This is a genomic window from Flammeovirgaceae bacterium SG7u.111, from assembly GCA_034044135.1.
In the GTDB taxonomy this organism is placed as follows: Bacteria; Bacteroidota; Bacteroidia; order Cytophagales; family Flammeovirgaceae.
Genome location: CP139021.1, coordinates 409,197 through 431,389, shown reverse-complemented (window position 1 = coordinate 431,389; position 22,193 = coordinate 409,197). Strand labels below are relative to the sequence as shown.

12 protein-coding genes are annotated in these 22,193 nt (G+C 40.4%); 7 read left to right on the top strand and 5 right to left on the bottom strand.

Annotated elements, in window-relative coordinates; all coding sequences use genetic code 11:
• Nucleotides 1-27: 27 nt before the first annotated feature.
• Together R9C00_01675 and R9C00_01670 are read left to right on the top strand one after the other, a co-directional pair.
• Nucleotides 28-3,819 (top strand): MMPL family transporter, encoded by a 3,792-nt coding sequence (locus R9C00_01675; protein ID WPO36151.1) that lies wholly within the window; start codon nucleotides 28-30, stop codon nucleotides 3,817-3,819.
• 1 nt (nucleotide 3,820) lies between these two features.
• Nucleotides 3,821-5,332 (top strand): NAD(P)/FAD-dependent oxidoreductase, encoded by a 1,512-nt coding sequence (locus R9C00_01670; protein WPO36150.1) that lies wholly within the window; start codon nucleotides 3,821-3,823, stop codon nucleotides 5,330-5,332.
• A 65-nt stretch (nucleotides 5,333-5,397) separates the two neighbouring features.
• On the opposite strand, the gene R9C00_01665 is transcribed toward R9C00_01670, so the two are convergent.
• Entirely contained in the window at nucleotides 5,398-6,006 is a 609-nt protein-coding gene (locus R9C00_01665; protein ID WPO36149.1) for a hypothetical protein, read from the bottom strand.
• Between the two features lie 27 nt (nucleotides 6,007-6,033).
• A complete protein-coding gene (locus R9C00_01660; protein WPO36148.1) occupies nucleotides 6,034-6,714 on the bottom strand; it encodes a DUF4136 domain-containing protein in 681 nt (226 codons plus the stop codon).
• Nucleotides 6,715-6,878: 164 nt separating this feature from the next.
• Here R9C00_01660 and R9C00_01655 point away from each other — a divergent pair, with 164 nt between their 5' ends.
• Nucleotides 6,879-7,820 carry a YegS/Rv2252/BmrU family lipid kinase gene (locus tag R9C00_01655; protein WPO36147.1) on the top strand — a complete coding sequence of 314 codons (942 nt, stop codon included), beginning with the start codon at nucleotides 6,879-6,881 and terminating at the stop codon, nucleotides 7,818-7,820.
• A 66-nt stretch (nucleotides 7,821-7,886) separates the two neighbouring features.
• Here R9C00_01655 and R9C00_01650 read toward each other — a convergent pair whose 3' ends face one another.
• Both R9C00_01650 and R9C00_01645 read right to left on the bottom strand, forming a co-directional pair.
• Nucleotides 7,887-8,270: a response regulator gene (locus tag R9C00_01650; GenBank protein WPO36146.1), complete on the bottom strand. Its 384-nt coding sequence runs from the start codon at nucleotides 8,268-8,270 to the stop codon at nucleotides 7,887-7,889.
• Between the two features lie 110 nt (nucleotides 8,271-8,380).
• A complete protein-coding gene (locus R9C00_01645) occupies nucleotides 8,381-13,606 on the bottom strand; it encodes a PAS domain S-box protein (protein ID WPO36145.1) in 5,226 nt (1,741 codons plus the stop codon).
• 220 nt (nucleotides 13,607-13,826) lie between these two features.
• Between R9C00_01645 and R9C00_01640 the strand changes: the two genes are divergently transcribed.
• From R9C00_01640 to lgt, 4 genes are all read left to right on the top strand, one after another.
• Nucleotides 13,827-16,019, top strand: a complete 2,193-nt coding sequence (locus R9C00_01640) for an ATP-binding cassette domain-containing protein (protein ID WPO36144.1) — start codon at nucleotides 13,827-13,829, stop codon at nucleotides 16,017-16,019.
• Between the two features lie 52 nt (nucleotides 16,020-16,071).
• Nucleotides 16,072-17,442, top strand: a complete 1,371-nt coding sequence (locus tag R9C00_01635; protein ID WPO36143.1) for an HlyD family efflux transporter periplasmic adaptor subunit — start codon at nucleotides 16,072-16,074, stop codon at nucleotides 17,440-17,442.
• Nucleotides 17,443-17,497: 55 nt separating this feature from the next.
• Nucleotides 17,498-18,928: a TolC family protein gene (locus R9C00_01630; protein WPO36142.1), complete on the top strand. Its 1,431-nt coding sequence runs from the start codon at nucleotides 17,498-17,500 to the stop codon at nucleotides 18,926-18,928.
• A gap of 675 nt (nucleotides 18,929-19,603) precedes the next feature.
• Complete coding sequence (gene lgt / locus R9C00_01625; GenBank protein WPO36141.1) at nucleotides 19,604-20,482, top strand: prolipoprotein diacylglyceryl transferase; 879 nt, start codon at nucleotides 19,604-19,606, stop codon at nucleotides 20,480-20,482.
• 73 nt (nucleotides 20,483-20,555) lie between these two features.
• Here lgt and mgtE read toward each other — a convergent pair whose 3' ends face one another.
• On the bottom strand, nucleotides 20,556-21,905 hold the full coding sequence (gene mgtE, locus R9C00_01620) for a magnesium transporter (GenBank protein WPO36140.1): 1,350 nt from the start codon (nucleotides 21,903-21,905) through the stop codon (nucleotides 20,556-20,558).
• Between the last annotated feature and the right edge of the window lie 288 nt (nucleotides 21,906-22,193).

Sequence of the window (22,193 nt, the reverse complement as noted above, 5' to 3'; positions counted from 1 at the left end):
TTTCTGTTTTGTTCGAAAAACAAAACGTTGTTTTTTGGGGTAACAACTACACTAGTTGCCATTTTGGGCTTCCAGACTTCGCAACTAAACTTCAGTGAAAACATCACAGATATTTTACCCGAAAGCGAATCGATAAGCCAAGTAGAAAAAATCCTAAACGACTCGAAGCTCAATAGCAACCTCGTTGTCCATTTTTACATAGGTGATAGCATTTCCATTTCAAACCAAGCTCTGCCCGACAGCATCATACAAGCAGGGCACTCAATCGATTCTTGCCTTCAAGCTCAATACGGCGACCTCATCCAACAGCGGATACTCGACTACCCCGATTCGCTTATCACCCAAGTCTATGATTTTTTTGGGCAATACCTCCCGCTCTATTTAGAAAACGAAGACTATTCCGAGATAGAAAGCAAGCTTAGCGAGGAAGCACTGAAGAACACGGTGAAGGGGAATTTCAAAACACTAATTTCACCTATTGGGATTTTTGGAGGGAAAATGGTCATGAAAGATCCTTTTGGCCTTACACAAATCCCGCTCAAAAACTTCCAAAAAAGTCAGTTTGACACCAATTTCCAACTGTACAAAAACCATCTTTTTTCCAAGGATAGAAAGCACATGCTCTACATCTTAGAGCTGGCAACCCAAGCCAACGAAACGGCAAAAAACGGAGAGTTGATCGACCATTTGGATGAGCTGATAATGCGCTACCAAAGCTCGGGAATGGACATCGAATACTTCGGTACACCCGCAATTGCTGTGGCAAATGCCAACCGTATAAAAGCAGATATCATCATTTCGGTTTCCCTCGCTATCCTGGTGATTTTTGCCCTTATTTTGCTGTATTTCAAGAACCTTAGCACATTTGCTTTGGTGTTACTTCCTGGAGTTTTTGGAGTCTTGGTTGTTTTAGGAATCATGGCTACTGTGGGTAAATCTATGTCCCTAATCTCGTTGGGAGTAGGCTCGATAATGGTAGGGATTACCGTGGATTTTGCCCTGCACCTACTTTCCCACTATCGCTCGGATTCATCCATAAAACAACTTTTCAAGAGCATTACCCAACCCTTGCTGATGAGTAGTTGTACCACCGCATCAGCATTTTTCGCCTTGGTATTCATCAACTCTAATGCTATGATGGACTTGGGTATTTTTGTGGGAGGAAGTGTACTTGCTTCGGCTTTATTTTCCTTGATAGTCCTTCCCCACCTTTTGCCTAAAAACCTTTCTGCAAAAGAAAAAGGAGTTTTTGAACGATCGTTTGAACGGATATCCTCGGTAAAACTCCATAAAAAAAAGTGGGCAGTTTTGCTTTTCATCGTGGTGACCAGTGGTGGTGTTTTCTACTGGGGAAACATGAACTTCAACAAGGACATGATGTCGCTAAACTACATGCCTGAGCACCTTGCGAAAGCAGAAATCCGACTCAACGAAGTACTAGGAAATACAGGAAAAGAAGTGTATGTCCTCTCGTCAGGTAAGGACTTTTGGGAAGCACTGGGCAAAAGCGAAGCAGCCTATAAGCGACTGGAAGAATTAAAAACTGAAGGTACTATTAACGGCTACAACTCGGTAAATGCACTTATCCCTAGCTTGGCTACGCAGCAGAAAAGGCTGGAAAAATGGCAACAGTTTTGGGCAGAAAAAGACACTACTTCCCTCAACAAAACCGTGAACGAAGCGGCAACCAAACTTGGGCTCAACACGAAAGTTTACACTGGACTGAACACCTATTTGGGCAAAAACTACCAAACACTCCAAGCTGCCGATATGCAAAAAATGATGGCTTTGGCGGGGGAAAAGTTCGTGGTAGAATCTGAAGATGAAATATCCCTTATCACCGTCATCAAATTTGAAAGTGAGAAAAAAGCTGCAGTTGTAGAAGAACTGCAAAAGATAAAAGGCATCCAACTTTTGGACAGGGGCTACATCACCAACCGACTGATAGAAATACTTTCGGAAGATTTCAACAAACTCATTAGTTGGTCTTTGCTCATCGTTTTTGCCATTTTGCTCATTATTTATGGCCGCATAGAAATGGCATTGACTACTATTGCCCCTATTGCCATTGGCTGGCTCTGGACGCTCGGAATCATGAGTATTTTCGATCTTTCGTTCAATATCGTAAACATCATTATTTGCTCTCTTATTTTTGGCTTGGGCGTAGATTATAGCATTTTCAACCTAAAAGGATTAAACGAGAAATATACTTACGGACGAGCAAATACTACATCGTTTAGGGTATCTATTTTCCTTTCGGGGATCACCACCATTGTGGGAATAGGCGTGTTGGTTTTTGCCCAGCATCCTGCACTAAAGTCCATTGCGCTACTCGCCATCATCGGGATTTCTTCGGTGATTTTCTTAACGTTTTTCATCCAAGATTTCCTTTTCAATCTTTTCGTGCAAAAAAGAAAAGACAAAGGGCTGATACCTTATAACTTGGCATCTTTTATCCGCTCCATCATTGCTTTTTCCATCTTCGTGATAGGCTGCTTTCTACTGATGGGGATACGAACCCTATTTTACATTCCTGTTTTCCCTAAGTGGAAAAAACGGACTTACCATTTACTGGTGATGGCCTATTGCCGATTTATCATCTACTTCATGCAGAACATTAAAAAAGAAGTAGTTGGGCGAGAAAATGCGGATTATAGCAAACCTTCTGTTATCATCAGCAATCACCATTCGTTTTTGGACATCCTCCTCATGCTCATGTTCAGCCCCAAAGTGGTGATGGTGACCAACGACTGGGTATACAACTCCCCTTTCTTTGGGTCAGTGGTTCGCTATGCCGATTTCATCTTAGCAACCGAAGGAATAGAAAATCAGATGGATAAAATAAAAGGCTTGGTAGCCCAAGGGTATTCCATAGTCATTTTTCCAGAAGGGACTCGCTCTGAGACGCCTGATTGTGGCAGGTTTCACAAAGGTGCTTTTTACCTTGCCGAAGAGCTTCAGTTGGATATTCAGCCTATCATTACACATGGCCCTCATTACCTTATGCCCAAAAAAGATGGGTTTTGTTTCCGAAAAGGAACTATCCATGTAAAGTTCTTACCCAAAATAGCTTTGGCAGACAAAAGCTTTGGTGAAGGCTACAGAGAAAGGACGAAAAAGATCAGCCGCTATTTCAAAGAAGAGTTTGCCAAAACGAGGTTGCAGCAAGAAACACCTAGTTTTTTCATGGAAACAATTCATAAAAACTACTTGTTTAAAGGACCTGTATTGGAGTGGTACATGCGGATAAAAATCAAGCTGGAAAATAACTACAAGCTATTTGATGAGCTGATTCCCAAGGAAGGAAATATAATAGATATTGGCTGCGGCTATGGATTTTTGGGCTATGCACTAGCTTTTAGCGGTTCGGGGCGAAAAATAACAGCGTTGGATTATGATGCCCACAAAATTGAAATAGCAAAAAACTGCCCTACTCAACTCAGAAATCTAAAATTCTTCCATCACGATGCACTTACGTTCGATTATCCTGATGCAAACGTCTTTATACTCAGCGATATTCTCCATTATTTGAAGAAAGAGGAGCAAGAAAAAATAGTAGGTTTGCTGATTAATAAACTTGAAGATGGTGGAAAAATAATCATCCGAGATGGGGATAGTTCTAAAAAACAGCGGCATACGGGCACGGTGCTTACCGAGGTATTCTCCACCAACTCGGGTTTCAATAAATCGAGAAATAAATTGAATTATATTTCGGGTGATTGGCTTGCCCAAATAGCAAAAAAACAAGGGTTAAGCTTTGAAGTTATTGATAATACCAAGCGGACATCCAACACTATTTTTATTCTGACAAAAGCATAAAATGAGCAAATACGATTTTGTGATAATAGGAAGCGGCCTAGGTGGCCTGATTTGCGCTTCAGTACTAAGCAAAGAAGGCCATAGTGTATGTGTGCTGGAAAAAAATCACCAAATAGGGGGAAACCTACAAATTTTCTCGCGAGACAAAACTATTTTCGATACGGGAATCCATTATATAGGTGGGCTGGACGAAGGGCAAAACCTTTATAAATATTTTAAGTATTTGGGGATAATGGATGAGCTCAAGCTCAAAAAGATGGATGAAAATGGTTTTGATATCATCACTTTTGACAACGACCCCAACGAGTACAAATATGCCCAATCGTACGAACGCTTTATCGATGAACTTTTAAAAAGTTTCCCCCAAGAAGAAGCCGCACTAAGACAATATTGCGCCAAAATAAAGGAAGTATGCGCCAGCTTTCCCATGTACAACCTGAAAGCCTCGGAAGGAACTACCGTAAGTTTTAAGTACCTCGATGTGAGCGCAAAAGAATTCATAGCTTCTTGCACCAGTAACCCAAAGCTCCAAAGTGTGCTGGCTGGCTCAAATGCTCTTTATGCCGGAGAAGGAGACAAAACGCCACTTTATGTGCATGCCCTAGTTACCAATACCTACATAGAAAGCTCGTGGCGCTGCGTAAACGGTGCTTCGCAAATTGCCATTTTGCTCAAAAGAAATATCTTGAAATATGGAGGAAAGGTTATCGGCCATGCGGAGGCTAAAAAATTCATTTTTGACAATGAGTCCGTCCGCTCTGTAGAACTAAAAGATGGTAGGCAGATAGAAGGAAAAAACTTTATTTCCAATATCCACCCTGCCGCAACAATGGATATGGTGGAGCAAGGAAAGGTAAGAAAAGCATACAGGCACCGGCTTCAAACCATAGAAAATTCTATCTCCATTTTTATTCTTTACATTGTGCTCAAACCCGAAGCCTTGCCTTATTTTAACCATAATTATTATCATTTCAAAGATCTTAATGTGTGGGACGGAGCTATTTACGATGATAAAAGCTGGCCAGCCAACTATGCCCTTTTCACGGGAATCACCTCCAAAAATGAGGATTATTCCGAAGGGCTTATCATGATGAGCTACATGCACTACGATGAAGTGAAACAATGGGAAAACACCTTCAATACCGCTGCGGAAAAGGATTTTAGGGGCGAAGCTTATGAGACGTTTAAAAAAGAGAAGGCGGAAAAGATGTTTGCCGAACTGGAAAAGAAAATATCTGGGATAAGAAGTATGACAAAATCGTACTATACCTCAAGTCCGCTCACCTTGCGCGACTACATTGGCACGGTAGAAGGTTCTATGTACGGTTATGCTAAAGACTATAAAAACCCTATCAAATCTTTCATTTCTGCCAAAACAAAAGTTCCTAACTTATTCCTAACAGGGCAAAACCTTAACTTGCACGGCGTGCTCGGAGTCACCATCAGCGCTATGGTAACCTGTTCGGAGTTTATGGATAGGGAAAAGATGATGAAAGATATTACGATGGCATAAAAAATCATCCGCAACTAGCCTTTGAAGAATTGCGGATGCTTACTTCTTTCAAGTTCTACAAGCTGCTAAAAATAACCATAATACCCTAGACGCAAGCCTATAAAAGACTGCTGCTCCATGTCCCCCATTCCTACAGAATAGTTATATTTTGCACTCACCATGATGTTGAGGTAATTATTGATAGGAAGGAAAAAACCGGCTTCGGGTGCTAAGGTTGGTTGCCAAGCACTTTTCTCTTCTTCCAAAGTCCCCAACTCTGTACGCTGGATACTGTAAATCACACCTGCATTTATGCCAGCAAAGGGTAAAAACTTGGCATTACCTTCTTCATCTTCCCGCTCTCCAAAATAATAATGAGCATTGGCCAAAATGGGGAAGAAGTTAAGGAAACGACGCTGATTTCCCGTAAGCACTACATTATTTACTTCATAGCTTTCCTCACGGCGCACTTGGTCGAGCACCTGCCAACTGGCCGTGCCCCCAACAGTAATATGTTCTTTTACATATTTCCTGAACTCTAACCCAAAACCTCTGAAGCTGGTCTTGTCTATATAATCGGCCGTATTTCCCATAGGGACAGCTACATCGTAAGAAATTCCCGAAAAATAATTATGCTGGGCAAAAGAAACGGATGCCAGCAAGAGCATCAATAAAATAGAATATATATATTTCATAGTTGAAATTCGGTGTAGGTAAGTTGACTAGTTGAGCTTAAGGTAAGGTGACTGGCGGAAACATTGGTCTATCCCTTTTGTAAGACGTTCTTCGGTGCTCAACCCAGTAGAAGTTTCAAATACTCCATCTATTCCCCCAAGCCAAACTACGGGGATCTCCTCCTCTCCAGAATCTATATTTTGATAATCGATCATGGCAAAATAGATAGTGCCTGTGGTGAAACTATACACTTGGCTTACACCGCCCCAAGGGTAAAACCAGTTGAAAGACGGACCGTATTCGGGGAAAGCCCAGCCCCAAGTGCCATACCATGGGTAATAGTTTGTAATGCCGGTATTTTGGCTTGCCGCAATAGAAATTAGCACAGCAATATCAAGGTTCGGATCGTCGGGGTCAGTTACCTCGGTATAGCCGTTGACCTCCATATTCCGCTTAAACTCCTGTATGATAAAATCATCGTTCTCACGAGAAATATCTACATTGGTTCCTACGTTGATCGTGTCTTTGATATGGATAATGGTATCGGGCACATAATAGGTCTTGAACGACTGGAAATCAACCGTTTCGTCATGAGTGGTAGCAGCCATGTCAAAATCATCGATCCTGTCCGAATAACTGGGGAAACAAGCGTACAAACCAGTTGCTATTCCCGCTAATAACAGGATTTGCCTTAGGTATCTAAAAAAATATTTTTTTGTATTCTTCATATGGTTTGTTGAGTAAGAGTTCTTTTGCAAATATGCCCCAAAGTAGTCGGAGATTTTTAAATTTAACAAGAGTTTTCCAACAGGACGGAATTAGATAGGACAACAGGCAATTGCTTGTTATTGACGGCTTCAACTATATTTTTTTATAACCAAAAAACAACCTTGTGAAGGCTATTTTTGTAATCAATCCTATAGCGGGTGGAGAGAAAAAAACTACTTTCCGAAGAAAGCTAGATTTTTATGCCCAAAAGTACAAATTCGTGTATAGGGTATACCTTACCATAGGCAGGCACGACAAAAGGAATATTAAAGAACTTGCCAAAGAATACAAGCCAGATGTGATAGTAGCCGTAGGTGGTGATGGCACATTGCGACTGGTTGCTAAAGTAGTGATGCATACCGACATGCAACTTGGGCTTGTCCCTTTTGGCTCGGCAAATGGGATGGCCGCAGAGTTGGAAGTCCCTATAAATAAGGACCAAGCTATGGAGGTTATTTTTAGGAAGGGAGTCGTTTTACCCATTGATAACCTGCGAATAAATAAAAAACACTGCTGTATGCATATTGGCGATGTGGGGTTCAATGCAAAACTGGTGAAGCACTTTGAAAGTGAGAAAAAAAGAGGTTTGCGCTCTTATGCAAAGCATTTTTTTAAAGAATTGAGATTTTCCCAAAGTTCTAAGTTCATCATCAAAACCGATACGCTCAAGCGCAAAACATCTGCCCATATGGTTGCTTTTGCCAATGCCCGTCGCTACGGAACAGGGGCTTTGCTCAATCCCGTAGGCAGGATCAACGATGGTTATTTTGAGCTTTGCATCATAAAAGACATTTCCTTTAAAGTACTACTACTTTCCATTCTTCTCCGCTTTTTTGCCCGCAGCCTGTACCACACTCGCTTTGCCAAAATCATCCGCTGCAGGTCGGCAACTATCAAATTGCGCCACAAGCAACGCCTTCCTCTCCAAGCCGATGGGGAAATACTGGGAGACAAGCATGCTGTACATATAGATATAGAGCCACAGTGTATAAATATGATCGTGCCCATGGATTTTGATCCTGCTTTACCTGCCAGGGCAACCAACGTGGTATTTGAAGGGAATTGAAAAAGCCTTCCCGTTGAGAGGAAGGCTATCGGTTAGTTGGAGGGTCAATAAAGCCGTTACAGGGCTTTATTCTTCATTTCCTGTAAGTTTATTCACCGTAGTCACAAGCTTGTCAAAATCTAACGGTTTAGGGATATATTCGTTTATGCCTACGGCTTTGAAATCTTCCATCGAATAATTTTTCGCATTTCCAGTAATGGCTATTATCGGTATGTTAGCTATTGCCGGACTAGCATTTGAACGAATAGCTTTAGCACATTCCATCCCATCCATCACAGGCATATTTATATCTAATAAAATAGCTGCATAGGTATCTTTTTCTATCTTATCCAACACTTGCTTTCCATTTTTTACAGAAACAATTTGATAGTTCTGAAACTGAAGAACCCTTTTGGTTATATTTTGTATTACCGAGCTATCTTCAGCAACTAGTATTTTTTTATTTCCCATGATATTAGTCTTAACTAAGGAGGATAGTTTATAATCAGGTATAGGTTAAAAGTGGTGCCCATCTACCCCAAAACAGGCAAATGAGCTAACCATAAATTAGCCCAATAAAATTAAATTTTCAAAATATTTTTGTAAACTTTTTTAAATTCCGTAAAATTTTCAGTCAGTTTTTTATGGTATTGCACAAGATCGACATATTCACCTGCCTTGAGTTTCCCCTCCACAAACGCCGCCATATTTGCTACCTTTTCTACTCCTAAAGTAGATGCATTTCCTTTCAGCGTATGCAGCTGGCTCAGCGTTTCTTTCCTGTCGGCCGAAAGAATAGCATCTACAAGGTCTCCCAATATTTCTTTGGTATTATGTTCAAATTCTTGGTAAGACTCAAGCAAAATTTCATCTCCTCCATACTTTCTCAGCTCGTTGGCGGTAGCTACGTTCAGCACCTCATTCCCCATGCCGTTTGTAGCAGGGATCTCCTCTTCATTTTCTGCGTGATTATTCCCACACCACTTGCTCACTTTTGACAGTAAAATACTTGCTTTAATTGGCTTGGAAATATAATCGTCCATACCCGACCCTAAAAATTCTTCACGCTCCTCTTGCATGCTAAAGGCTGTCATGGCGATAATCGGCAATTCATAGTCCAGTCCCAATCCACGAATTATATTAGAAGCCGCCACCCCATCCATTTCTGGCATCTGGATATCCATCAACACCAAGTCGTATTGCTTTGCCTTCACCATCTCAATGGCCTCTGCCCCATTAAGTGATACAGAAACATCACAACCTGCTTTTTTGAGGATTTTACCAGCTACACTTAGGTTCACCATATTGTCGTCTACCAACAAGATCTTAGGTATTACTTCAAAATTTACCTTGCCCGGCAACTCGAGGCTTTCCTGTTCTTTTTCCTCTACGTCGGACTCTTTACACTTATCTACTTTGATGGTAAACCAAAAAGTACTGCCTTTCCCTAATATCGACTCTACATGGATATCTCCGCCCATCATTACGCAAAGCTGCCTCGAAATAGCCAAGCCCAAGCCTGTTCCTCCATGCGATTTGGTATAGCTATTTTCTACTTGGCTAAACTGCTTAAATAGCAATTCGAGGTTTTCTTTTGAAATACCTATACCCGTATCTACCACCCAAAAACTCAGTTCTTGCTCATTTTCTTTCGTATCCACCAAATCTACACGGATGTGGATAGTACCGCCATGGGTAAACTTGATAGCATTCGAGGTGAGGTTGGATAGTACTTGCAGCAAGCGCGTCTCGTCAGCCTCTACAAACTTATGCACCCCTTCCGATATTTCGTAGGTAAGGCGCGTATCGTGTACCATGGCCTGTTGCACAAAAAGTGCATACAGCTTTTCAAGCAACTTTTCGAGGGATAGGGGCATCGGTCGAAGCTCCATTTTCCCTGCTTCTATTTTGGAAAGATCAAGAATATCATTGAGAATATTGAGCAGGGTTTCAGATGATTTTTTGATGGTGTGGACAAATTCAGACTGCTCATTATTAAGCCTAGTCTCGTTCAGCAGGTCAATCATCCCGATGATTCCGTTCATAGGAGTCCGAATTTCATGGCTCATATTTGACAAGAAGCGTTTTTTCACCTCCAACGACTTTTCAGCTATATCTTTGGCTTTCCTCAGCTCTTCCGTAGCATGCTTTAAACTGGTAATATCCCTTGCCACGCCCTCAACATAATGCGGATCGCCATTTTCAGGAGAGCGAATAAGTCGGAAGTTTGAAATGGTGATTTTCAGGTCACCTTTCTTCGTCCGAACACCACTTTCATAGTTCCTCACATTGCCTTTGTTCAGCAACTCTTTCATAAGGTAGTGGAGCTTAAAATCGCTCAACATATAATTGGTAATAGGCTTGCCCAATACCTCAATCTGCCCCTCTCCTATCAAATCAGAAATTGATGGGCTTATCATCGTAATGACCCCGCTCATATCTATCCTGAAATAGACATCTTGGAACGATTCAAAAATATTTCTGAACTTCTCTTCGCTTTCTGCCAAGCCAAGCTCGGTCACTTTTTTCTGGGTAATATCATGTGCTACTCCAGAAATTTCCACTATATCAAACTCAGAGCCGTAGACCGGGTTAAGGAATATCTCCCGCCAGTGTTCTTCACCGTTTTCGGTCAAAAATTTCATTTCAAATTGCTGGGCAATCCCTGAAAAAGCTTCGCTATATTTCTCATACCAAAACCTTAAAAACCCTTCGCCTTGCCCTCCAAAAGCCCTAAAAACAGGCACCCCTTGGATGGGCAAGAAATGGAAATATTGCCAAATAGTGTCGGTAAAGTTTTGGTTGAAACGTGTGACTTTGTAGCTCGTATCAATGGACCACATGAGGTGTGACCCACTTTCTAAAATAGCCTCTAATCTAGCTTTCTGACTTGTGATTTCAAGCTCATTTTGATACCTCAAAATGGCATCCGCCAGCTGCCCCGATACGAACGTAAGCAGTTCCAAATCACGCTTGTTGTACTGTTTTTTATTTTTGAATGATTGGATAATCAACATCCCCACTACCTTCTCTCTCAGCATTAGCGGAACGCCCAACCACACTTCGGGTATCATGCTATCTTTGGTAAGCCCTTTTTGCCCTACAATGTGCAATATATTATCGTTGTACAAAAACATGGGTCGTTCGAGGTGCCATGTTGCGTACTGAGCAAAATATTTGCAAGGAATCTCTTCTGTTTCCTTCCCACCCCTGTAAGAGGAGGCAAAGGTTACTTTATTACTTTTTTCTTCTCTCAGTACCACCACAAAACTATCCACTCCAATAGCCCTGTTCAATAACTCGTAGAAATTAAAATACAGTTCATCGAGCGGAGTTCCTTTCTCCACCAGCTTAGCCAACTGATAGTACAACTGTTCGGCTTTTTCTGCCCTCAGCCTATCGGTATAATCGTAGAGAATAGCTCGGTAGAGGTAAGGCTTGTCTGGCTCTCTATTGCAACTCAAACTACCTCTCAGGTTAATCTTCTTGCCACTCTTATTATTAAATACTGTATCAAACTGGCGTAGCTCACCAAATATTTTAGCCTTTTGTAGCTCGGCTAAAGTAGCCTCGTGGTTTTCAGCATCAATAATATCATCTATTCTGATTTTTTTTAAGTCTTCGTCATCAAATTCTAACTTCGATTTCCAAGAATTATTCACGAACAAAAACTTACCGCTCTCATCAAAAATCATGATAAGGTCATTGGCACTATCGAACAAATCTTGCAATAGTTGGTTCGTCTCGTGGAGCGCCTTCGTTACCTTCACCTGCTCACTAATATCTTCCCCCACAATGGTCATTGAGACGATGTCCCCCTTTTGGTCGTTGAGCACAATGGAGTTGAACCTTGTAGAGAGCTTGTCCCCATCTTTTGTTTTTAACTTTCCCTCAAAGGTTTCCAAAAAGCCGGGAGTTTTAAGCTTGCCGACATTTTCGAGAGAAGGGTTGAAAATATTGAACAAGCTTTTTCCTACCAGTTCTTCTTCTTGCCAACCTGTAATATCTTGAAGAAACTGGTTACAATACATCATCATACCGTGGTGGTCGATGGTAATGGCGAACATCAACGCATTTTTAAGGGCAAACTGAAGGCGTTCTTCCGAATACCGTACCATTTCTCGGTAGCTGTTTTCTTTCTCTCGCTCCTTCCTTATGGTAATATCAATAGCCGAAGCTACAAAGCCATCGAAAAGACCATAATCATCATAGTAAGGAGTTCCTGTTTCTAATATCCAGCTATACTGCCCATTGCTTTTACGCAACCTATAGCTCAGCTCAAACTTTTGTCGCCTTTTTAAAAAGTCATAGATTTTATTAGCCTTTTCTTTATCGAGCGGATGTACACTGTCAAGCCATCCATTTTTCAACTTTTCTGCATCTTTTTGCCCTGTAAACCGCATCCACTGATCGCTGTAAAACTCGAACTCTCCTTTGGAGGTAGCCATTCTCAACAATGCAGGAGCATTATTAGCCATGGTCTTGAACTTAATCTCACTTTGCGAAAGTTTATTCTTAAGCTTGGCCTGGCTAATGTGACTACTGATTTCCGTTACAAGTACCTGTAAGTGCAAATCAGCTCTATCGAGTGCATCTGTAAGTTGAAAGATGAAATAATAATTTATAGCACCTTCTATATTTACTGGGACAAACAATAAAGGAACTTCTTGGTGGTCTCCAAAGAAATTGGAAGGGACCTCAAAGGCCTCCTTTTTATCTATAGCCTCCTGATACTCTTCTAGCTTTGACTCTTTTATAAGTTGCGCTAGCGGCTGGGGGAAATTAAATTGGAATAAAAGTTCTGCTGCAGTTTCCTCAATAGTACAAAGCCCTACCGCTGCTACATACTTGAGCCTTGAAAGGATTTTTAAAGACTGAATAAGAATATGATTGATCTCATAACCACGCAATACGTTCCGGATAGCATCATTAAAAACCTTTAATTCTTCATACCTAGTCTTGTTGTCCGTTTCTGTTTTTTGCTGTTCGGTAATATCCCTTCCATACACCACAATGAGCCGATGATTCTCATAGAATTCATGCGAGCTCATGTATTCATGTACAAAATAGCGGTTGTTCTGCCTCACGCTTATACCTTCTACCCAGATCTTTCCTTTTTCCTTTATTACCTCTAAAAAACTTTCTTGCGGGTACTTTATTTTTATACCATACTTTTCAAGTACTTTGGCAATGTTTTGGCCAGCAACATCTGCCCTTTTTAGGTCAAATTGCTTCAGTACCGTTTCATTCACATCTATGATAGTCCCTGTTTCTTCCAGCAATAATATCATGTTGTTGTTGTGCTGGAAAAGCTTTTTATAAAAATCGTGGGAGGCCCTCAACCATTTTCTCGATTCAAAAAAAAAGGTCACATCCTTTCCTATCCCCCGAACATAGGCTTCACCAGTACCATCATCCACCAAAGAGCTTACAAACTCTATCACCTTTGATTCGCCTTCTTCTTCATTTGTTTTGAGATACCCTCTTTGCTGCTTGAACTTAAGTACTTTTTCTATGTGTTGCTTGAAAGTGTCTTTGCCTTTCTTAGAAATGACGTCCTTTACATTTTTGAGAGTTCCGTCTGTTTTTTCAAGCTGAAGAAGCTTCCTTGCCTCTTTGCTAGCGTAAAAAATCCTTCCGTCAAGGTGGTGTTTGTACACAAAATATTCGGACAAATCGATACCTTCCATATCGGGAAGTTGCCCACCTTTGCCGTGTTGCAATTCATGCTCTAGTACCGAAGCCTGTTGCCTAAGCTTCAGTACTTCTTCTATAAGCTCCTCTTTTGTTTTATTTAACAGGTCCACTGATAGTTCAAGCTAATGATATATTCAAAAAATGAGTACACTACACTCCATAAGTGGCTATATAACTCAGGTTTGAATATAATATATTTAAGGTTTGAATTTAAATTTACAAAACTTAGTCAAACAAGCACAGCCTTAAAGATGTTGTAAGGCTGATATAACTAACTATTCCCTCCCTTACACTAGATTTGTTCAGTCTAAAAAACTCCTTAAACAAAGTATGAATAATAAACAGCTAAAGCAGATAGCAAGTAAAATAGCAGAACTAATAAAACATGAGTATAAGGCGGAAAACTTAACCGATGTCTTCAACCAACATTTTGAAATAGAAGACCACCGCGATTTTTTACACAGACTGAGTGATTTTTCCCAAAAAATAGATTTGGCTATTGTTAAGCATACCATTGCTCAAGAGCAACTCGAGCGTTTTGTAAGAGCTTCCAATTATCCTATCCTCAGCTTTTGCTTGTACGAAGGAGCTATCTGCCCTGTGCTGATGGATGGTTCAAAGCCAGGGTTCAAACGCATATATCTTTTTACTCAAAACGGGGTAATAGAAACGGATGACCTAAAGCCTATTCTGGAAATAATCTATACTGATGGTGAAGGGCAGGTCACCTATGCCATCCCCTACTCGCTACACTCGATGGTGAGCGAAAATGATAACCAAGAAAAGAAATCTAATACACCTGTTTCTAGGTTGTTCAACCTATTGGGCGCGGAAAAGAAAGATATCTTCTATATCTATTTTTATGCAATAATTACTTCCCTCATCGGGCTTTCCTTACCTCTTGGAATCCAAGCTATCATTGGCTTGATCACTGGTGGGGTGATATTTAATTCAATAGTATTGCTTATTGCCATAGTAATAGGCGGGGTAATCATAGTAGGAGCTTTGCAAGTAATGCAATACACTATTGTAGAGATTTTGCAGCGTAGAATATTTGTGAAAGCAGCTTTGGAGTTCACCTTTCGCTTACCCAAGATCAGGAACGAAGCGTTACAAAACTATTATCCACCAGAACTGATGAACCGCTTTTTTGATGTGCTTACCATCCAAAAAGGCTTACCCAAACTGTTGATCGACATAACAGGCTCAGGACTGCAAATATTCTTTGGCTTACTCTTACTTTCTCTTTATCACCCTTTCTTCGTTTTTTTTGGCATTTTCACCATCCTCACTCTTACGGTGGTACTTTACATAACAGGGCCGAAAGGATTGAAATCGAGCTTAGTAGAGTCTAAATACAAATACAAAGTGGTGCATTGGCTGGAAGAACTAGCCCGAACGCTTTATTCTTTCAAACTGGCTGGGCATACCTCGTTGCCCATGCAAAAAATGGATTCGTATGTGAACAACTACCTCCATTACCGCAAAAAGCACTTCCGTGTACTCATGATCCAATACATCAATTTTGTTGGTTTCAAAACCATCATTACGGGCGGGTTACTAATTATAGGCAGTTGGTTGGTGATAGATAGACAAATTACCTTAGGTCAGTTTGTTGCTACGGAGCTTGTCATCGTATTGGTGATGAATGCGGTGGAAAAACTGATTGTAAGCATGGCAGATATTTACGATGTACTTACCGCTGTGGAAAAAATTGGGTATGTGACCGATATGGACTTAGAGAAAAATGGGGGAATAAATGTCAGTAAAGAAAAAGGTTGCAAAGGCATGGATATTAGTATAAAGAACCTTACTTATCAATACAATGGCAGTAAATCCACTTCTATCAATAACTTGGACCTACATATACCGGCAGGCCAACGAATTTGTATCTCTGGATTTAATGACTCTGGCAAAAATACGCTAGTCAGCATTTTAACAGGCGTGCTCGACAACTTCAAAGGGTATTTGTCCTTAAACGATATTTCTATTAGAGACATGAATTTGAGCAGCTTGCGCGATAATATTGCCAAAAACGTATCGGAAGAAGAACTTTTTGACGGAAGTATCTACGACAACATCACCATGGGCAAGAGCAACGTGAGCTATGAAGACGTAACTTGGGCACTGAGAAACTTAGGGCTATTGGATAAGATAAACGCAATGCCTGAAGGGCTGATGACTGAAATAGTTGCAGGGGGAAAGGGGCTTTCTGGTAGCACTACTACCAAACTGATTCTGGCAAGGTGCATAGTAGATCGCCCACAAATGCTCATTCTCAACGATGTGTTGTTTAAACTAGAGAAAAAAGATAGGTTAAACGTGTTGGGCTTTATGGTAGACCACAGCAATCCATGGACACTTGTATGCGTGTCGAATGACCCCGTGGTGATGTCTGCTTGCGATAGGGTAATTATACTCAACGAGGGAAAAACAATGGCAGATGGTTCTTACGACTCTCTTATGGAAAATGAACATTTTAAAGATTTATTAATTTATCCCTACAAACAAGAGTTGAATTAGAAATAAAGGGCTAAGCATTTTAGTTTTTGGATAATTATAAAGTAACAAATATATGTTGAGGCTTTCTCCACAGAAAAGAATAGATAATAGTGCATATAAAGAACGGCTCAATACGCTGAAAACCTTGCATACACCCGATGCCAGTAGAATTTTGGCTTACTGGCTGATGGGGATCTTTTTCATTTTGCTTATTACCCTCTTTTTGCCTTGGCAACAAAACATTAGGGCTTATGGCAGCCTTACTGCCTTATCGCCTCAAGACCGCCCCCAAACGGTAGAAACAGCTATTGCGGGCAGGATAGAAGAATGGAGAGTAAAAGAGGGTGAAATGGTGCAGAAGGGTGACACATTGGTTCGCATATCTGAGATCAAGGAAAAGTTTTTTGACCCGGAGCTCTTGGTAAGGTTACGCGAACAAGTTGAAGCTAAGCGGGAAAACATCAAAAACAAGGAAGAAAAAGTAGCTGCCCTCAGAAGACAAGTAACAGCTCAAAAATCGGGGCTGGAAGTGAAGCTTAGGCAAACGGAAAACAAGATTGAGCAAAAAAAGCTAAAGGTTGAAATTGACAGCAATGGGCTAAATGCGGCAAAAGTTGATATAGCCGTAGCCGAACGCCAAATAAGCATGTACCAAAACCTATACGACAGCGGGTTGGTAGCGCTCACCAAGCTAGAAGCAGCCAGAATAAAAGCTCAGCAAGGTAAAGCAAAGCTAGTGGCTGCCCAAAATAAATGCGACGCAGCTAAATATGATCTATACATTACTATGCAAGATATGAACGGCATAAAAGCAGCAGCTTTGGATAAAATCTCGAAAGCAGAATCTGATATTAGCAACACCTTAGCGGAAATCTACGATTCGGAAGGAAGCCTTTCGAAGCTCAAAAATGAGCTTGCTAATATGGAAATCAGAAACCAACAATATCATATTGTAGCGCCACAAACTGGGTATATAGTTCAGGCTCTCAAAACAGGGCTTGGGCAAACAGTGAAAGAAGGCGAGGCACTGATGTCCATTATGCCCAACCAACCAGAAATGGCTGTGGCTCTTTATGTTAAAGCGATGGATGTCCCCCTCCTTTCGGAAGGTAGGCACGTTAGGCTTGAGTTTGATGGATGGCCAGCGCTACAGTTTTCAGGATGGCCTAGTGTTTCAGTAGGTACTTTTGGGGGAAAGGTTGAAGTGATTGACAAGGTGGATAGCAACGCTGGAAAGTACAGGGTACTGATCACCCCCGACCCTAAACGAGATGATGAAGGCTGGCCCGAGGAACTTCGCCTTGGTTCAGGAGTAAATGGTTGGGTGATGCTCGATGAAGTTCCTATTTACTTTGAGCTTTGGAGACAACTCAACGGCTTCCCACCAAGTCTCAACGCTTATGAAGGTGGAGCTGAAGCTTTGCAGGAAAAACCTAAAAAGTAGAAACCCTATATCTATTTTTATTACAAAACAAAACTTACCGAACAACTCACTTTTTATGCCATACCCAGGAAAACAGTTGACATTTCTAGTGATATTCTTATTACTACACCTATCCAACACCTTTGCCCAAAACGATAGCAGCACTGTATTTCATTTGGATGATTTATATGCCATTGTAGTTCAAAACCATCCATTGGCTAAGCAAGCTCGCCTACTTTCAGAAAATGCCCAGCAACAACTGAGACTTTCAAGAGGCTTTTTTGATCCCAAAATTTCTTCTTCCTACAACAGCAAGGTTTTTAAAGGGAAGGATTATTATAGCAAGTGGAAGTCAGAATTGAAAGTGCCCGTATGGTTTGCGGGAATGGACTTGAAAGCTGGCTATGAACGAAACGATGGCGATTACCTCAACCCTGAAGCAGATACCGATAGCGGAAATGGATTGGCATATGCCGGACTTAGCTTACCAATAGGCCAGGGGCTTTTTATAGACCAGCGAAGGGCTACACTACGCCAAGCGGAAATTTTCCAAAACCTTGCACAGGCCGAACAGGTCAAGCTGCTCAACAAACTTTTCTTACAAGTGGCAAAAGATTATTGGCAATGGTACTACAACTACCACCAAGAGCTTTTGCTACAAAATGGTTACCAACTAGCTCTTTTTAGGTTTGAAGCAGTACGCATAAGAGTCAACCAAGGCGACTTGGCCTCTATCGACTCAGTAGAAGCATTATCTATTTTGCAAGAGAGGGAAATAAATTTGAAACGCGCACAGGTACAAGCTAAAAATGCCCGCATTCTTCTTTCAAACCACCTATGGGGAGAAGAGGGCGAACCCCTTGAACTCTCAGCGCTTTTCACCCCAATGGAAATGCTTGATACTGAATTTGCAGATGCAACTTTGGCAGAGTTGTATGAGTTTGCCAACGAGAATCATCCTGAATTATTAAAGATCAATTATAAGCTAGACCAGCTCGATATCCAGAGAAGGCTAGCTAGGGAATATTTAAAACCTGTCCTCAACCTCAATTATAATTTTCTTTCCCGCACAGTAGATTCAGACAAACAAGAAATTAACTCTCAGTTCTTTACTGAAAACTATAAGTTCGGGGTAGACTTTGTCTTTCCAATTTTCCTAAGGAAAGAACGGGCAAAAGTCCAGCAAACGAATATAAAAATTGACCAAGCCAACCTCGATAGGTTTTACCTAAACCGAACAGTATTGAATGAAATCACGATGCAATACAATGAAGTACAAAACTTAAAAGAGCTGCTCCAACTTCAAGAAGACATGGTGAGCAATTACCAACGACTTTTGGATGGGGAAAGAGAAAAATTCAGAAATGGTGAAAGTTCTGTTTTTTATGTAAATGTACGGGAAGGGAAATTGCTCGACACTCAAATTAAGCTATTTAAAATGCGCTTCGAATATGCCAAGTCTTTGGCTACGCTCCGATGGTCGGCTGGTATGGGAATAGATGGATAATACTAAATGGGAAAGCTTAGCCAACTACGTTTTATGTAGTGTAGGTTACTGAATTATGTACCATTTATACCATTTCACAACATGAAAATTGACCTATAGTTTACTATGAAATAATTTATGTCAAGTTTTTTGTTAATTTTTTAGTATAGAAGCTTTTCCAAACAAAATCACCACTAATATATCCTATTGTATTTAAGCTACTTACATAATGGTATATCGATAACATTCTCACTTTTATCAATACTAATTCTTTAAATATTCATAGAGTTTAGTTGTTATTAGTGATTTTTTTTTTAAATTTGGCAAGGATTTAAAACGATTGCATATGTTAATAACACTACAATTTCAATTCGCAGAATACTTATCCTTAGTCTTCTAAATATGAAAATGGATTTATACTAGCTCTAATTCAAATTAAAACTTATATCTTAGATTGGTAAGATTTTATTAATGGATACGCAATAATGCGTATCCATTTTTTTATGCATTAAAAAAACTCTTTAGCCCCCAAAAGATCATATATTTGTGCCACTAGGAATTGCTTTTTTGACGTTAATAAGCTGAAAAGTTTTTCCTTTATTAAAGCATATGCATTTTATACTTCAGAAAAGCCTGCAAATATATAGGTGCTTTTATATAAACTAGTTTCCGTAAAATATCTAAAGATACTAATTCATGGATTTGTTAGCCGCCATTACTTGGGATGTTAAGCCCGAAATATTTCCTCTTGGCTTTGTCACCGTACGTTGGTACGGTTTGTTTTTTGCCCTCGCTTTTTTGATAGGGCAATGGATCTTTTTTAAGATTTTCAAAGCAGAAGACAAACCCGAACAGGATGTTGAAACCCTTACTATTTACATGGTATTGGCAACTATAATAGGTGCCCGACTTGGGCATTGCCTTTTTTACCAACCTGAGATCTACCTAAGCAACCCTATCCAGATTCTCAAAATATGGGAAGGCGGACTTGCAAGCCATGGAGGCGCTGTAGGAATCTTCACTGCTCTTTATATCTATGTAAATTACAATATCAAAGGCACATTTTTCCTTGGGGTAATCCCTTATAAATTTGATGTAAAGAAAGAAAAAAGACCTGGGCAAAGCTATTTGTGGTTATTAGACAGAATGGCGATCGTAGTTGCCCTTGGAGGCTTCTTCATCAGAATGGGCAACCTCATGAACTCGGAGATTGTAGGAGTGGAAACTGATATGCCATGGGGCTTTATCTTCACCAGACTAGGCGATGGTATTGTCCGCCACCCTGCTCAGCTTTATGAATCTCTTTCTTGTCTCGTCCTTTTCTTTTTGCTATTAAATACTTGGAACAAGAAGAAAGCTCAACTTCAAGAAGGCTTGATGTTAGGTATCTTCCTCATTTGGGTATTTGGCTTGAGGTTTCTTTATGAATTCATCAAAGTGAATCAAGTTAGGTTCGAAGATGACCTAACCCTTAACATGGGGCAAATATTGAGTATTCCATTGGTACTTGCAGGTATCTACTTGATATCGAGGGCTAAAAAAGCTACCACAAAAAAAGATACAATTACCAGTTAGAACATAATTTTTACGATTGGTGCTAAAAAGCCTCCTTTGCTTGATGCAAAGGAGGCTTTTTGGATTTATATGATTATCCAAGAATACTTCTTGCAACCATAAAATAAACTGCCAAGCCCAAAAGGTCATTTGCCGTAGTGATGAATGGACCAGAAGCTACTGCAGGATTAACCCCAAACCTGCTGAGCACCAAGGGGGTAATAGTCCCCATAAAAGAGGCTAAAAGCACCACAGAAAACAGAGCAATGGACACCACTATTGCCAAGGATAACTCCGAGAAAAATAAATTAAAGCAAAAAACCACGGCGGCAATCACAAGACCATTGATAATGGCAACCAAAAACACTTTGAAAAGCCTCTGGCTCATGCTGCTATTGAGCATAGCCGAACTATTCGCTAAAGTTTGTACAATAATGGTGGAAGACTGGATACCTACGTTCCCACCTGTTGCCGTGATAAGTGGGACAAAAAGAGCCATTGCGGGAATATTAGCCAAATCGCCCTCAAAAAAGCCCATTATTTGTGCCGCTAGCAAACCTCCCATCATCCCAATCAAAAGCCAAGGCAGCCTTGCTCTAGAAAGCATCCAAATATTATCATCTTCCTCTACATCTTCCGACAGACCAGACATAATCTGCTGATTGATCTCGGCTTGTTCGGTAATCACATCCACAATATCATCAATGGTAATCCTACCTACCAGCTTCCCTTGTAGACTTACAACAGGCACTGCTTCCAAATCATATTTCTGCATAATATCGGCAACTTCCTCCGCAGACTGAAAAGTCTGGACGCTATGAAGGTCGGACACGAAAATATCTTTGACCTTCGTATCGTCGTTGGAAAGGATTATTTTTTTGAGGGAAACCCTTCCCAAAAGGCGCCCTTCATTATCTACTACATAAACTGTCAGAATTTTCTCAACTTGTTGGGTTTGCCTTCTTATTTCCTCTATACATTGCTTAATTGTCCAGTTAATATTGGCCTTGATAAGCTCTTTTGCCATCAAACCACCAGCACAATCTTCATCATATTTTAGCAATTCAAGTACGTGCGCTACCTTTTCTTGATTTATCATTTGCGCAAGCACCTCTTCTTTTACTTTTGCCGGCTGCTCGTTCAATATATCGGCAGCATCATCCGAATCAGTATGCTCGATATAAGAAGCTAGTTCTTTTGGAGTAAAAATCTTCAAGAACTCTTCCCTCGTATCTTCTTCAAGATTACTGATAATATCAGCCCCCACCTCTTTATCGAGAAGCTCCAAAATGTGTTTACTCTCTTCTGAATCAAGTTGATCTAGCAAGACCGAAATATCGGCCTCGTGCATGGGGGAAAGGTTCTGTATGATAAATTCGTCATCTTTATCTGCCAGTGCCCGCTTTATTTCCTCTAAAAACTCTTTGGTAGGCTCTAAAGACATATAATATTCACGATTTAAAAGATGCTGAATTTATTTCCTGATGAACAGTTTACAAATTTAAAAAAGTGATACCAAGCCGAGCATAAAAAGGCAAAAAGAATTACCTCTAACTTGTTGTTTGGCGTAGCTTTTAAGCAAAAACTTTTATAACAACCAGCATAAAATATTGATTTTTAATTAATAAGCTTTTTCATTGAACTTACTGTTAATTTTTTTAGATTTAATTCAACATTAGGAGTTTCTTTTCAAAACCATTTTTTGTTTTTAATTACTTTGCCAAGAAACTTC

Bases quoted from the DNA above. Each gene is read 5' to 3' on its own strand.
- R9C00_01670 (WPO36150.1), top strand. From the start codon at position 3,821: ATGAGCAAATACGATTTTGTGATAATAGGAAGCGGCCTAGGTGGCCTG.
- R9C00_01665 (WPO36149.1), bottom strand. From the start codon at position 6,006: ATGAAATATATATATTCTATTTTATTGATGCTCTTGCTGGCATCCGTT.
- R9C00_01660 (WPO36148.1), bottom strand. From the start codon at position 6,714: ATGAAGAATACAAAAAAATATTTTTTTAGATACCTAAGGCAAATCCTG.
- R9C00_01650 (WPO36146.1), bottom strand. From the start codon at position 8,270: ATGGGAAATAAAAAAATACTAGTTGCTGAAGATAGCTCGGTAATACAA.
- R9C00_01640 (WPO36144.1), top strand. From the start codon at position 13,827: ATGAATAATAAACAGCTAAAGCAGATAGCAAGTAAAATAGCAGAACTA.
- R9C00_01635 (WPO36143.1), top strand. From the start codon at position 16,072: ATGTTGAGGCTTTCTCCACAGAAAAGAATAGATAATAGTGCATATAAA.
- R9C00_01630 (WPO36142.1), top strand. From the start codon at position 17,498: ATGCCATACCCAGGAAAACAGTTGACATTTCTAGTGATATTCTTATTA.
- lgt (WPO36141.1), top strand. From the start codon at position 19,604: ATGGATTTGTTAGCCGCCATTACTTGGGATGTTAAGCCCGAAATATTT.
- mgtE (WPO36140.1), bottom strand. From the start codon at position 21,905: ATGTCTTTAGAGCCTACCAAAGAGTTTTTAGAGGAAATAAAGCGGGCA.